10 protein-coding genes are annotated in these 14296 nt (G+C 40.2%); 6 read left to right on the forward strand and 4 right to left on the reverse strand.

Annotated elements, in window-relative coordinates; translation table 11 throughout:
- The 3 genes from WFK35_RS13020 to WFK35_RS13030 form a co-directional block, all read right to left on the reverse strand.
- Positions 1-1879 (reverse strand): DUF6443 domain-containing protein (locus tag WFK35_RS13020; RefSeq protein WP_336732952.1); only part of this gene is annotated, 1879 nt, incomplete at its 3' end.
- Positions 1880-1886: 7 nt separating this feature from the next.
- On the reverse strand, positions 1887-5297 hold the full coding sequence (locus tag WFK35_RS13025; RefSeq protein ID WP_336732953.1) for a hypothetical protein: 3411 nt from the start codon (positions 5295-5297) through the stop codon (positions 1887-1889).
- 2 nt (positions 5298-5299) lie between these two features.
- On the reverse strand, positions 5300-6940 hold the full coding sequence (locus WFK35_RS13030) for a T9SS type A sorting domain-containing protein (protein WP_336732954.1): 1641 nt from the start codon (positions 6938-6940) through the stop codon (positions 5300-5302).
- 1344 nt (positions 6941-8284) lie between these two features.
- Here WFK35_RS13030 and WFK35_RS13035 point away from each other — a divergent pair.
- The 5 genes from WFK35_RS13035 to WFK35_RS13055 all read left to right on the forward strand — a co-directional run bounded on the left by WFK35_RS13035 (position 8285) and on the right by WFK35_RS13055 (position 12279).
- Positions 8285-8743 (forward strand): hypothetical protein, encoded by a 459-nt coding sequence (locus tag WFK35_RS13035; RefSeq protein ID WP_336732955.1) that lies wholly within the window; start codon positions 8285-8287, stop codon positions 8741-8743.
- A 46-nt stretch (positions 8744-8789) separates the two neighbouring features.
- Positions 8790-9416, forward strand: coding sequence for an NUDIX hydrolase (locus WFK35_RS13040; RefSeq protein ID WP_336732956.1), 627 nt, complete (start codon positions 8790-8792; stop codon positions 9414-9416).
- 27 nt (positions 9417-9443) lie between these two features.
- Positions 9444-10250, forward strand: a complete 807-nt coding sequence (locus WFK35_RS13045; RefSeq protein WP_214588792.1) for a lysophospholipid acyltransferase family protein — start codon at positions 9444-9446, stop codon at positions 10248-10250.
- Between the two features lie 247 nt (positions 10251-10497).
- Positions 10498-10935, forward strand: coding sequence for a hypothetical protein (locus WFK35_RS13050; protein WP_087707726.1), 438 nt, complete (start codon positions 10498-10500; stop codon positions 10933-10935).
- A 6-nt stretch (positions 10936-10941) separates the two neighbouring features.
- Positions 10942-12279, forward strand: a complete 1338-nt coding sequence (locus WFK35_RS13055; protein WP_336732957.1) for a UDP-N-acetylmuramate--L-alanine ligase — start codon at positions 10942-10944, stop codon at positions 12277-12279.
- A 215-nt stretch (positions 12280-12494) separates the two neighbouring features.
- Here the strand turns inward: WFK35_RS13055 and WFK35_RS13060 are convergent, their stop codons facing one another.
- Positions 12495-12941 carry a lipocalin family protein gene (locus WFK35_RS13060; RefSeq protein ID WP_336732958.1) on the reverse strand — a complete coding sequence of 149 codons (447 nt, stop codon included), beginning with the start codon at positions 12939-12941 and terminating at the stop codon, positions 12495-12497.
- Between the two features lie 555 nt (positions 12942-13496).
- Here WFK35_RS13060 and WFK35_RS13065 point away from each other — a divergent pair.
- Positions 13497-14296, forward strand: an 800-nt coding sequence (locus WFK35_RS13065; RefSeq protein WP_336732959.1) for an IS110 family transposase, incomplete at its 3' end; no start/stop codon positions are given.

The following is a 14296-nucleotide window of genomic DNA, read 5'->3' on the forward strand; positions in this document are numbered from 1 at the left end:
TGTCTCCTGTGGTTGTTCCTGTTCTCCAGTCTACTTCCGCAATATTGCCGTTGTATTTCGGTTTTACTTTCAGAGTAGAAAAGTCTGTATTGGGCGTTTCGAGCCCTTCAACTTCACTGTATTTTACTTTATACCCGAACAGTTTTCCGTTAAGGTTTGCAGGATCATTGATCTTGGTCATCCATCCGCGGATGTTGTAGGTGTAATCGATGCTCTGAAGATTATTTCCTACTTTCTTGTTCACAAGCTGGGACAGATCGTTGTAGATATTTTCAGCAAGCAGTTCCTGCGGATTATTATCCACCTGATGATAATGTTTTACCAACCTGTTCTGAGCATCGTATTCAAACGTTTCGGTGATCACTTTTTCAGTATCTGTACTTAATCTTTTATGATACGTTTTAGAAAGCTTGGGAACTCCTGCAAAATCCAGCTCGGTTTCGGTGTTGGTATATCCTCCGAGATGGTTGGTGCTTTTGGTGGCAATGGCTCTTCCCATCGAATCGTAATAGATGTAGGTTTTCGTCCAGTTGTTGTCTTCTATGTTTTTAACGTAGGCAGCGGTTAAAATCCCTATCGTGGAAGCATCTTCACTGCTTCCCAGCGTCTGTTTCATCGTATGCTGTCCCAGAACCGTTGCCGGAACTGCCGGAGCTTCAGAAGGGTAGGTGTCGTAATAATTAACCGAAAGCAGGACAACACCAGAAGAAGGGAATGCAAGATTCCTGTAATAAATACTGATACCGCTTACCACAACAGGTTCTGTGGTTCTGATTTCATTATTTAAAGAATTTGCTGCAATGGTATTCATCTGATCCTGTACAAAACTTCTTGAATTCGAATCAGGATAAAATCCAGTAAGAGCCACCCTTCCGAATTCATCATATTTGGTAAAAAGCCAGCCTTTGCTTCCGAAGCTGTTGTTTGCTGTTCTCAGGATCGCATCCTGCGTGAGCACCAAACGGTCCTGTTTGTCGTAGACCATCAGTTCCCATTCTTTTCCGGGCAGTCTTTTTTCAACCAGACGGTCTCTGCCATCGTACCGGTACTGGTAGCAGAGTTCGTTTAAAATCGCATCCGTAATCAGGTTACTGTTATCTGAAATCTGTTTTACCGCTTTCGGGGAAAGGACGAAAGCCAGCTGGTTGTACTCGTTGTACACGTAATACGTGTCCACATTCTGTGCCCCGTCATTTCTGCGCACCAGAATCGTCTGTCCCTGTCCGTTTTTAAATTCCGTTACAGGGTTTCCGTCCTCATCGGTAACGGTATTTTTATACAGTGTTGATGCGGGATAATATCCCGAATTATCCGTAGAAACCGAAAGCGTGGAAACCGTGGTGGAAACATTGCTGACGGTACTGGTGGTTGTACTGGTGATGAATTTCTTCACCTCTGTTCCCAGGTTGGTTTCGTACTTCAGCTTCCGGGTGTGTCCCGAGCTCATCTTCCATGGCTCTCCGGGGCTTGCCTGCTGCAATACCCTGTCCAGCGGGGAGTTTTCCATTTCCTTTTCAGAATATGCGTTGGAAACCCCGTAATAGGAGTTGGCAGCCGTTTCATCGGTAATTCCGGTATGGATGGAGGAGTTCTGGGTGGCGGCAGGAACGGGAAGGATGGTTTTCACCTGTCTTCCGAAGCCGTCATAGGTAACGGGGGTTACCAGGTCTTTTCCGCCGGGTGTCGCTTTCACACTGATGATCTGCTTGGGTCTTCCCAGACCGTCAAAATAAGTGATGGTCTCGGATTTACGGCTGCAGTCGTCATTCAGACAGCTCTGGGACTGTATGTAGTTCTCGTTCTGAGACTGTGCGAAAGACATCGCGGCAAAAACCAGCCCCAACAGGGAGAATGCTTTGGTTGTACTGTATTTTCTCATGTTTGTGTTATGGTTTGTAGTTGTACTTGTTTTCAGACATTTTTTTGTTGATATAGCTTCCTGCACTGTTTTTTGCTCTTACTCCTGTTTCTTTCAGCCTGTTTGCCGAATCGTAGGTGTAGGTCTGTCTTACTCCGGATGGTGGCGTAATGCTGGTTACCCCGATCAGCAGATCATAGGTGTAGGTGGAGATCAGCTTTCCTGAAAGAGCCGACTGTTTCCTGAAGCTGCTTAGGGCATCCAGAAGAAGGCTTTCCTGTGAAGGATCTGCGGCATCATTGTCGGAAGCCGTTACAATCCCTGAAACCGGAACTGAGGAAGTCAGCTGGTCATAAGTGATTCCCTCCACCTTGGCAATGGGCTGGGTTTTGTTATATCCCCAGACAATGGCTACCGGAATTCCGTCTTTGGTGGTGTACTGAAGGATGTTTCCTTTTTCATCGTATTTGTCGTAAGTAATATCGGTGGATGAAGTACTGTTAAGTTTATCATACGATTTCTGGGACAACGGAAGCATGAGATTTCCTGCCTGAGGCGTAGGAAGGGAAGCCGGATACACCGTTTCTGTTTTGCCCAGTGTTTTGGTAACACCGCCAACGGTTTGCGTAACAGTGGTTTCCAAAGGAACGCCGATCATGTTTTTAGAGATCATTAACTGGTTGTTTTTTTCGTGGGCGTACTGGTAATTTGTCTCTGTAATGCTGTTCTCAGGGGTTGTGACGGTTTGTCTGGTAACCTGATTATGATTAGGCATGGACGAATATTCATAATTCGTAGTAGTAATGAGCTTGCGGTAAGCCGATTCTGAAGTATTTAAATTTTCTGCCGCCCAGTAATCATCTAAATTATTATACAGAGTTAAAGGAACTTCATCAATATAGTCTGTTACCGTTTCTTTTTCAATTTTGGTATCCACAGTGTAGTTTTTATACATTGTCATATAAAAATTGGCAATACGCTGTACATTTCCTGTAGGGCAATTGGCATCAGTAAGATCATTAAACACTTTGGAAACAAAAAGATTTGGATTGGTTTTCAGGATATTGTACCTGTATTGGTTCTGTACCTGCTTATTTTTATAAATACTTCCGTTTTTTTTAACGAAGTATTTGGTATTCTGCAGGGTACCGCTGAAAGACAACCTGTTTCCTTTTGCAGGAAAATAAACATCATTTAATAATGTACCAAAAAAGTTAGGGAGTGCCTGAATACTGCCAAGACCGCCATACCCTGTACCTGATGAAGGAGCCCCTGCCCCGCTACCGGAACCTGAAGAAGGCTGAATCCTTACCAATGCATCATCTGAGTCTTTTCTGAATGTTTTCTGGTATCCTCCGTTCTCAAAATGGTCTCCGCCCAAACTGGTGGTTACAACACGGTACCGCTCCTGAAGCCTGCTGTTATACAAAGGGCTGGAATTGGTAGAGTTATGCGCTGAATAGGTTACAGCCATATTCATGTTTTCATGAAATTCATCGAATGTCGCATATTTTACATACGGGACAATCATCATTTCATTTTCGTTAATATCTTCCTCTTTCGCAGTATAAAGTGCGGCTGGACAGTAATACAGTCTTTTGTATTCACTTACCTGATTATTTTCAGAATGAGTGACAGACTTTAACCTAATCCCAAAATTATCAATGGGGTCTTTGTGGCTGTAAGAATATTTAAGTTCCGCATTTCCTCTCGGCGTAAATGATATAAGATATCTCCTGTTCTTCTGAACACTGAACGATCCGGTAATTGAATCTTGTGTCGCATAGCCGTAAGATTTTCCATTAGCATATATCTGTATATTAGAATCAAGATCCTTTACCGTAAAATTTGCAATTTTCATGTGATTAGGACTTGCATCACCTGAATAGGTTGTAAGAGTAAATTGAAGATTCTGGTCAAAATGAAGATTCTCTATCAATTGTGTAGAAGTCCCTCCCGAAGAAAAAAGATCTTCTCCCATATTCACCTTTGTTTTGAACACAGCCTTTGTTTTAGGAGCTTCATATTCAAACTTCGTTTTTCCTCCGGTGGGATAGATTACTTCTTTCAATGTCCCTTTGGAAGCAAATGCAAAATCCGGTCTGCGGTTTCCGAAGGTCGATAAGATGGATGGAAGATAAGCAGAACTTGGAGTAGCATCACCAAAGAAAGCCGCAATCAGAGAACCGTTTTCAGAATGTCCGTTAAAATACCCGTACATATCCTGTCCGTGAGTCAGTCTTGCAGGCAGATCTAATGGATTGTCATAATTAAACTGGTATTTTTTTTCAAAAACATTGTTGTTGTAATAGTTCAGCTGTGTTAAATAGAATCTCTGAATATTTTGTGGCGGATTTGAATTTTCAAAAAGATAATCAAAAGCTATTTTTTTAAATACCGAATTATTGACTTTGTATTCAATTCCTGAAAGGTATTTTTTAAAATCGGAATCCGTTCTCTCTGAATAAATAAAGTTGAGCACATCCGTATTTTCACTGTTCGAAATACTTAAAATCCTTTTTTTATTCTTCGTATAATGGGTTTGTGTTAAAACTATCAGTTCAGGATCCAGATTGGGCATAATTCCTGTTCCTAATCCTGCGGAATATAAATATCGTGTATGAATTTTACTGATGCTGTTGGTAACCAGCGGAGTATCTTCATAAGAGAAAAAAATCTTCTCTCCGTTAAGATACTGAATCTCCTTCAGGAAAAATGAAGTAATCGCATAGTCGCCCGGCGGATTGGCAGGCATGGCTTTTGAAGCCGTGGTTTCCCAATATGCTATGTTTCCTCCGAAAATGTACTGGATTCCTTCCTTTGTCGTCAATTCAAAACCTATGAATTTCCTGTTGTCGGTTTCATTAGCCGGAAGGATATTTTTTATTCTGACATCCGAATCATTTTTCAGAAAAACCGGAATAAAATTCTCATCCAGATAGAAAGATCCGGACAGATCGCCGAACCTGAAATCAAAAATATCACGCTCTGTATCCATCTGTTGGGGAGTATAGCAGGCAGTTCTTATTTCTTCGTCCGCCGCACAGTCAGAAGCTGTTTTCTGGATTAATTCTGCTTCGGGCTTATTCATCCTCATGGTTGCCTTTTCATCGATAAGTCCGTTAACGGTTCTTGTAATGACTCCTCCTGCATTAACGACCCACGTCATCCCCGCATCGTTAGGCAGGTCGTCAACTTTTACCCCGGCTCCGCTGTATATAAGGCTGATATCCGTACTTAATTTATTGGATTTATAAGTAAACAGGGGGATGCTTACACTGGCACTTCCCGTATGTTCATTTTCAGACACCACATTCGTTGCTTTAACGAAAGAAAAGGACTGTGGGCTTGGGGGTATGAAACCCGTCCCCTGGGAATACATCATGGCAGACTGAAATAAGATCAGCAAAAATGTAAATGGTTTTATTTTTCTCATCATGTCTATTTTTTAATCAATTTGGCATTCGCCGTTTTGTCACTGGTTTTCACCACCACCAGATACGCCCCCTGAATCAAAGGCTGGGTATTAATTTTGGTGATCTTATTTTTTGTTTTTACCGTTTCAAGCTTTCTTCCGCCCATGTCGTATACCGCGATCTCAGCCTCAAATGCGCCTTCTCTCAAGCCCTCAAATCCAAGCTCCACATACACATAATCCGTTACCGGGTTCGGGTATATCCTGATGTCCTGCTTTTCGATCAGCTGGTCAACCTGTTTATCCCCAAGCTTTACGATCTTCCAGTTTTCTTTGCCTAACTCCTCTGCGCTGGTTCCTGCGAGTACAATCGATCCGTCACGGTTCAGCTTAATATCAGATAACCGTTCCTCTTTTTTTCGGGATTCTCCCTTCACGTGCTTTCTCCACTGCTCGTTTCCGTTCTGGTCCAGATACAGCATCCAGAAAGTCTCGTCATCACTTTCAATCCTGCCTTCCGCCTGTGTGTAACCGCCCAGCAGGATGCCTTTAGACTTCCCGCTTCCGTCTTCCTGCTTCCCGGCAATCACACTAATCCCCATCAGAACATCCCGGTTCTTGAAGCTGTAAGATTTCTGCCAGAGTTCTTCGCCCCTTTCATCAATGGAGAGTAACCAAAGGTCGGTTCCCTCTTCAATACCGACGGATTTATTTCCCGATCTTTCCGATCTGGATTCCCCTCCGATCAGATAACCTGTTGAAGTCAGTGCCAGTGTTCTTAGATGATCGTCGCCTTTTCCACCAAAGTTCTTTTCCCATTCCACTTTTCCGTCTTTCGAAAGTTTCACGATCCAGTAATCGCCTTCGCCAAAATTTTCTGTCTGCTTGGCTTTACTTCCAGCCTCTGCCTTCCCGCTTTCGGCAAGAGCTGCGCTTCTGGAGTAGATCCCTAACAAGGCTCCCCCGTCTTTGGTGGGAATCATCTTTTCCACTTCATCCAGACCTTTTCCGCCTAAAATTAATTGGGATAGTTCCTTTCCGTTTTTATCAAGCCGTACCACCAGAACATCTTTCGAGCCATAGCCTCTCATTTTCGGATCCTGAGCCTGTTTACCCTGAGCGGAGCCGAAGGGAAGGGTTGTATTTCCTGCTACAAAGAACCCCATATCCGTGGTCTGAATCACCGCCCGTGCTTCTTCATCTGCTGTACTGCCTATGGTTTTCTGCCATAATTCATCCCCGAATTCGTTGATTCTGATCAGCCAGAAATCCGATCCGCCTTTGGAATCGTCTTTTTTATCCAGCCCTTTCCCTGAATAGCTGGATCCAGCCAGAAGAAACCCTCCTTCCTGCGTATTAACCGTTGCTGAAAGAAAGTCATGGTTTTTCCCTGAGAAATATTTTTCCCAGACTTCTTCGCCCTGCTGGTTGAGTTTTACCACATGGAAATCATAGCCGTTGTTCTGCTTTTTGTTGTCAGATGCTGGTTGATGGTTGTCAGGACGGATGCTGCTTCCGGTAATTAAATACTGCTGATCGATGGTCGTGGTGACCTGTGAGAGAAAGTCTTGCGTAGAAGACCGGATGTCTTTCTGCCAGACTACTTCCTGGGCATACACCCCCAGAATGCTGCACAGAGTGAACACACTCATGCTGAGTTTTTTCATACTTAGTATAATTTTAACGTTATTGTAAAGATGAAATTAAGAATAGAACGGGTTAAAAAAATAAGGAAACCCTCATTCTTGAAAATGTATTCCGGATAGAATCTGCTCGAAAATCATTTGTTGTATTCATGGTTTTTGTTTTTTTATCGGCTTTTGACAGCCTGTTTTTAGTTTTTTTTAAAAATCAGAATGGTAAAAAGCTTTTAGTCTTTTTATCTTCTGCAAAGTTACACCCCTGTAACGACAAAAGGTGTCGTTTTATTTTAAAGATGCAAAAATTTTTAAAAAGGTTGGAAATTAATCGAAAAAAAGAAAGCGTGGACCTTCCCATTTTCCCGTTATAATCCGGAAACGAAATTAGAGAAAATATTTTTCAACGCAAAATTTATTTATTGTGCGCTTCGGCTCCGCTCAGCATACGGTGGCAGGTTTTCGTTACAATGATTTGCTTAAAATGGGGTGGCAATGATGTGTGCTTCGGCTCCGCTCAGCCCACAGTGGCAGGTTTTCGTTACAATGATTTGCTTAAAATGGGGTGGCAATGATGTGGGCTTCGGCTCCGCTCAGCCCACAGTGACAGGTTTGCGTTACAATGATTTGTTTAAATTGATGTAGTAATGATGTACGCTTTGCAGAGCCGAAGCGGAAAATATCCGCATCAAAATTTTATCGGAGATAAAATCTTTGCGCCTTAATACATAGAGCATGAAGTTGTTTAAAGTAAAAGAGTTTGCTCCTTTAGGAGCAGAATCTGTGTAGAAATAAGAATAAATCCGTCAATCAATCCATAGGATTGATATCTTAAATACGATACATTTTCTAAAGATAGCGTTCCTACGGAACGCAGAACGCCTTGCAAATATGGTGTCTATACAGATAAAACTCTATAGAGTTTTCTGCCATTTTACTTTAAACAACTTTGATGTTAAAAATCTTGCGCCTTTGCGGTTTTAAACAATTTTTGGGAATGGTTATTTCAGGATGATGTGTGCTTCGGCTCCGCTCAGCACCCGATGACGGGTGTGGGCGCAATGATTTGTTTAAATGGAGTGGTAATGAAGTGTGCTTCGGCTCCGCTCAGCCTACAGTGGCAGGTTTTCGTTACAATAATTTGTTTAAAATGAAGTAGCAATGAAGTAAGCTGAGCGGAGCCGGAGCGTACAATGAAGCAGAAAAACTTTCATAAAATCTCCCGAAATCCTTCGACTGTTATTCGGTGTTTCTTCGGAAAAAATCCCATTTTTCCGAAGCCGATCCGAAGAAGACCCGAACATGATCCGAAGAAATGGGTTTTCAAACCGGTCAAAACCGGTCAAAAGCAGTCAAAACCGGTCAGAATTTTTTATGATGGCGGAAAATGGACATTTCTGTGGTAATTTTACTCCGTTCATCAAAAAACATCTTTTAAAAGCAAGCAAAAAAAACAGATTTCAGAAATTCAGCCATTCAAACAAATCAACCCATCAGCACGCAGAGCGAAACCGAAGCCCCCAACAACAAACAACAAACAACAAACAACAAACAACAAACAACAAACAACCAACAACCAACAACCAACAACCAACAACCAACAACAATCAACAATCAACAATCAACAATCAACTAACAATCATCAATCACCAACCAACCCTAAACCCTAAACAAACAAACAAACAAACAAACAAACAAACAAACAAACAAACAAACAAACAAACAATCATCAATCATCAATCATCAATCATCAATCATCAATCATCAATCATCAACCATCAACCATCAATCCTAAACCCTAAACCAGTCCCCCTCACTTTTACCATTAATTAACATTTTCCGCTCTTCCTTTCTTCAAAAGAAATGATTAAATTTGAGAATGAGTTTTGGAAAAGATTTATTAAAGAAAATAAAGGCTGCGGAATTGCCGGGCATTCATGCGCACGGTGTTTTCTCCCCTCCTTCCCGCCCTGTTTTTACGTATGAAGAGGTTTTGGCGAAAAATCCAAAATTTGCTGCCGTAAATATTGTTCTGTACCTGAAGAATGATGAATGGCATTTCCCTTTAATTCAGAGAACCATTAATGAGCACGACAGACACAGCGGACAGATCTCTTTACCGGGCGGAAAGCGTGAAGAAACGGATGAGGATTTTGCAGAAACTGCGGTGCGTGAGACTTCAGAGGAAATCGGCATTGAGAAACATTATGTGCGGATGATCCGTGGGATGTCACCAATCTATATTCCTCCAAGCAACTTTTATGTGTATCCTTATATTTCGTATACCAAGAAAAATCCGGAATTTATTTTACAGCAGAGCGAGGCGGTGGAAGTAATCGAGTTTCCCATCACGTGCTTTCTCAATCTTCCGGATGAGCCGGAAATGATGGTTTTACCGAGCACGGCAGGAAATGAAGTTCCTGTTATAAATTTCAACGGATATATTATCTCGGGCGCTACCGCCATGATTCTGAGCGAATTCAGCCAGTTGCTGAAAAAAATGTAACTTTGCAATACCGTGTTTAATTGAGAGATGGCGAAGAAAAACATTTTCACCGACGCGTTCGGAACTCCTTATTTTTTAAAAAGGTTAATTATTTTTATTTTAGGAATTGTATCTTACAGAAGATTCAACGGCTTTAATAAACTGAAAATCACCGGAACTGAGCATCTTGTGGATCTTCCGGATTCCAATGTGCTGTTTGTATCCAACCATCAGACGTATTTCGCAGATGTGGCAGCAATGTATCATGCATTCTGCTCGGTGAACAATGGGTATCTGAACACCATTAAGAACCCGATCTATCTTCTAAATCCTAAAATTGATTTTTATTACGTGGCTGCCGAAGAAACCATGAATAAAGGGATTCTTCCTAAAATCTTTAAGATTGCAGGAGCGGTAACGGTAAAAAGAACTTGGAGAGCAGAAGGTAAAAACGTCAACCGGATGGTAGACATGAGCGAGGTGGATAATATCATGAAAGCCCTGGATAACGGCTGGGTGGCTACTTTTCCTCAGGGAACCACGGCTGCTTTTGCTCAGGGAAGAAGGGGTACGGCAAAACTGGTAAAAAACCAACGCCCTATTGTTATTCCTATTAAAATTAACGGATTCAGAAGGGCTTTCGATAAAAAGGGACTTCGTGTAAAAGTAACAGGTGTAAAACCGACCATGGAGTTTAAAGCGCCTCTTGATATAGATTACGACAAAGAAAATGCACAGCAGATTCTGCATAAAATCATGACGGCGATTGAGCAGACAGAGGATTTCAATGTCCTGCACAGTTATGATGAAGAATTAAAAGCTAAAAAATCAGAACAAAAAGAATCAGATAATTAGAGCCTGTTTAAATATTGCTAAATAAAAGTTTTACAGGTTTTTCTTAATTAAAAGAAACTTTGTTTATTCTTAAATTTAACATTAAGAAATCTTAGATTCTATGAAGTCAATGTAAGCTGGTTAAACTGATTCTAATTAAGAAATCAATACATTGATTTTTATTAAGTTTTTTAAGCTAAAGGAGCTTAACTCCTTAATGGTAAAAATAAATTATAAATTTAAACACGCTCTTAAAGTAGAAAAAATTATGAAAAGAATATTAGGAATTTTATTCGCGATCATAGTATTAGTATCCTGCAACAGCCAGAAAGTGTATTCGGATTTCGACATCAGCTATTCGAAAAGCGGGGGATTTGCACCGATATATGAAAATCTTCTGATTAAAGGAAATACTGCCCATTATTCTTTCGAAGGACAGGGTAAAAAATACAAACAGGATTTTAAAATTACAGACGAAGATCTTAAAAAGCTTGATAATACACTTTCCCAGAATAATTTCAGAAGAATACAGGAAGACCACCAGAAGATCTATGACGGGATTGCCACAACGATCAACATAAAAAAAGGTCCGAATGAAGGCAGCAAAACCGATGCAAGCTCTGTAATGCCGAACTATAAAACAAACTGGACGAACATTACCAATGCTTTTCAGGAGATCATTAATACTAATGTAAAAAAACCGTAAATACAGTTGAAAACCCATTTCATCGCGATCGGCGGAAGTGCGATGCACAATCTTGCCATTGCATTAAAAGATAAAGGATATGTAGTAACAGGTTCGGATGATGCCATCTTTGAACCTTCAAAATCACGTTTGGAAAAGAAAGGAATTCTTCCCGAAGCAATGGGATGGTTTCCGGAAAAGATCACTTCCGATATTGATGCCGTTATTCTCGGAATGCATGCGCATCAGGACAATCCGGAACTGGCGAAAGCCAAAGAGCTGGGTCTGAAAATTTATTCTTATCCCGAATTTCTGTACGAACAGTCTAAAGATAAAACAAGAGTGGTTATTGCCGGTTCACACGGAAAAACAACGATTACTTCCATGATTCTCCATGTGCTGAATTTCCATCAGAAAGAGGTAGATTTCATGGTGGGAGCGCAGCTTGAAGGTTTCGACTGTATGGTGAAATTAAGCGAAGACAACGATTTTATGGTGTTGGAAGGGGATGAATATCTTTCCTCTCCTATCGATCTACGTTCAAAATTTTTGCTGTATCAGCCGAATATTGCTTTGCTGAGCGGAATTGCATGGGATCACATCAACGTTTTCAAAACATTTGATGATTATGTGGAGCAGTTCAGAAAATTTGTGGCAAGCATTACAGCAGGCGGTGTTCTGGTATACAATGAAGAAGATGCCGAAGTGGTAAAAGTGGTGGAAAGTGCTGAAAATTATTTCAGAAAAATCCCTTACAAAACCCCTGAATACGAAATTGTAAACGGAAAAGTTCACCTGAAAACAGAAATGGGCGATGTTCCGCTTTCGGTTTTTGGCGCACACAATTTATTAAATCTTGAAGGCGCGAGACACATCTGCCATACTCTGGGAATCATGGATGAAGATTTCTATGAAGCGATCATGAGCTTTAAAGGAGCTTCAAAGCGTCTGGAAAGGGTGGAAAGAGAAGACAACGGAACATTGTTTAAAGATTTTGCACATGCGCCGAGTAAGGTAAAGGCAGCCGTAAAAGCATTCTGTGAGCAGTTTAAAAACGAAAAGAAATATGGTTTCCTTGAACTTCATACGTATTCCAGCTTAAATCCTGTGTTTCTGGAGCAGTACGATCACGCAATGGACGGACTGGATGAAGCCATTGTTTTCTATTCTGAAGATGCGCTGAAGATCAAAAGAATGGAGCCGATTTCACCGGAATTGATTAAAGAAAAGTTTAAGAACGAACATTTAAGAGTATTCACCAACGCGGAAGAACTTCATGCGTACTGGAAAACGCTGGATAAAACTGAAGGTGTTTATCTCATGATGAGTTCCGGAAATTTCGGAGGTCTCGATCTGACGAAATAACTGTTCAGAATATAAATAACAAACTCCTTTCGGCCTGAAAGGAGTTTGTTATTTTATTGACTTATCCCTTTTACTCATAAAGGTTTCGACAGGCTCAGCCTGACAATGTTTAATATTGCGGTTAGTATTCGGGATGTCACCCTGAGCTTGTCGAAGGGACACTATTATAAACCGCCTGCTCATTGTTGTTCTCCAATAGGGATAAGTCGATTATTTTATTTGATTCTTTTATAAAAACGCCTCAATACATCTTTGGCTCCGTCGCCGTCGAAATCCTGAGTGCGGTCTTCTACCACCATATCAGATTCATTAAGCTTTGTGATGTAATACGGATACTTTTCCTGCCCTTCAAACCAGAATGTACTGTTTGCCTGATTAAACGTGTATTTTTGGGTGACAACATTTGCTTTTTCGCAGGTATTGTTGTTCTGCGCAAAAGAAATGGAGAAAAGATGGGTAGAAGTAAATTCGTAGGTGCTCATTTTCTGGCATTCGGTTGAAAAAGAAACCAGAATCTGCTGATTTAAAGATTTGTAGATCTCGGTTTTTTCGACATACCATGTTCCGATAATGGAAGGCTTATTGTCTGAGTTCTGATCTTCATCACTTCCTGTGCAGGAAATAACAGACAACAGAAGAAACGACATGAGTATTTTGTTCATATTGATAAAGGTATTCTTATACTGTCTAATTTCTTAAACAGAGGTATTGTAAGCCCGCAAAAATAGATGAAATTCACGGCTTATACACATAATGCCGAAAAAAATCAGATGTTTTTGTTATTTAACATCAGTTCGGGATAAGAAATAAATTTAAATAATTGATTTATCGCATTGTATTAATTTATCGCAAAGAAAAACAAAAGATTTTTTTACTTATTGAAAGTTGGTAAGCTAAACAAAGGCACTTCGTTTATTTAAAAAAGACAAAAATGGTATTACTTTGATCAATTTTACGCCTTTGTATATCTTAAAAGCTGAATTCCTGATAATTGAATCTCTTTGTTTAACCTTTAGTTTGTAAAACAATAAATTTAAGAACTAAACGCATTCACAAGAAACAGGGTGAACCAGTTTGTTTAAAAGGGAATAAGACCTATGCAATGATTATGAACCCTGTTTCTTATAAGAGCAAGATCATAATAGAAATTTAGGATAAGGACCTATTATCAAGGGCTTAGATACAACTCTTATTGTGAATGACAAACTTAAAAAGTTATGAAACAAAAGTACGTTATTGGAATTGATGTTTCCAAATCAAAATTAGACTGTGCTGTGATGGATTTTGAATACAATATTCTTTACGAAATGATTATTCCTAATACGGAGAAAAAGATATTTTCTTTTTTGAAAGACATAATGGAGTTATTGAAAATAACAAAAGAAGAATTAATGATTTGTTGTGAAAATACAGGAATTTATAACCGTCCCTTAGAACTATTTTGTACACAATCTGATTATTTGCTTTGGGTTGAACATCCCGTAAAAATCAAGAAAGCATCGAGTGATCTTCGCGGAAAAGATGACCGGAAAGATGCCCGAAGAATCGCAGAATACGCTGTTCGTTATCACGACAAGAAGCTTCCATACAAAGAATCTTGCCAAGTTGTGAAGCAGATGAATGTATTGAGCAAATCAAGAGATTCTCTGCTTGTACAAAAGACCGCGTTGGAAAACCAATTACGGGAGGCAAAAAGCCATGATCCGTTCGAATTTAAGATATTAAGCCAATCTTTTTCAAAAACATTGAAAACATTTGTTTCGGAAATAAAGAAAATTGAAAAACAACTTTCCACACTGATCGAAAGTAAGGGCGAAATAAAAAGGAACAAAGACTTACTGGTTTCCATTCCTGGGATCGGGATGCAAACCGCCATCAATTTTATCATTATCACAGATAATTTTAAGAATTTTGAAAACGCAAAACATTTGGCATGTTATGCGGGAGTCGTTCCATTTAAAAATCAATCCGGAACGATTGTAAAGAAAGAACGAATCTCAAAAATGGCAAACCAAAA

Origin of the sequence: Chryseobacterium sp. VD8 (assembly GCF_037149975.1) — a bacterium.
Taxonomy (GTDB): Bacteria; Bacteroidota; Bacteroidia; order Flavobacteriales; family Weeksellaceae; genus Chryseobacterium; species Chryseobacterium indicum.

Bases quoted from the DNA above. Each gene is read 5' to 3' on its own strand.
- WFK35_RS13025 (WP_336732953.1), bottom strand. From the start codon at position 5,297: ATGATGAGAAAAATAAAACCATTTACATTTTTGCTGATCTTATTTCAG.
- WFK35_RS13030 (WP_336732954.1), bottom strand. From the start codon at position 6,940: ATGAAAAAACTCAGCATGAGTGTGTTCACTCTGTGCAGCATTCTGGGG.
- WFK35_RS13035 (WP_336732955.1), top strand. From the start codon at position 8,285: ATGATGGCGGAAAATGGACATTTCTGTGGTAATTTTACTCCGTTCATC.
- WFK35_RS13040 (WP_336732956.1), top strand. From the start codon at position 8,790: ATGAGTTTTGGAAAAGATTTATTAAAGAAAATAAAGGCTGCGGAATTG.
- WFK35_RS13045 (WP_214588792.1), top strand. From the start codon at position 9,444: ATGGCGAAGAAAAACATTTTCACCGACGCGTTCGGAACTCCTTATTTT.
- WFK35_RS13050 (WP_087707726.1), top strand. From the start codon at position 10,498: ATGAAAAGAATATTAGGAATTTTATTCGCGATCATAGTATTAGTATCC.
- WFK35_RS13060 (WP_336732958.1), bottom strand. From the start codon at position 12,941: ATGAACAAAATACTCATGTCGTTTCTTCTGTTGTCTGTTATTTCCTGC.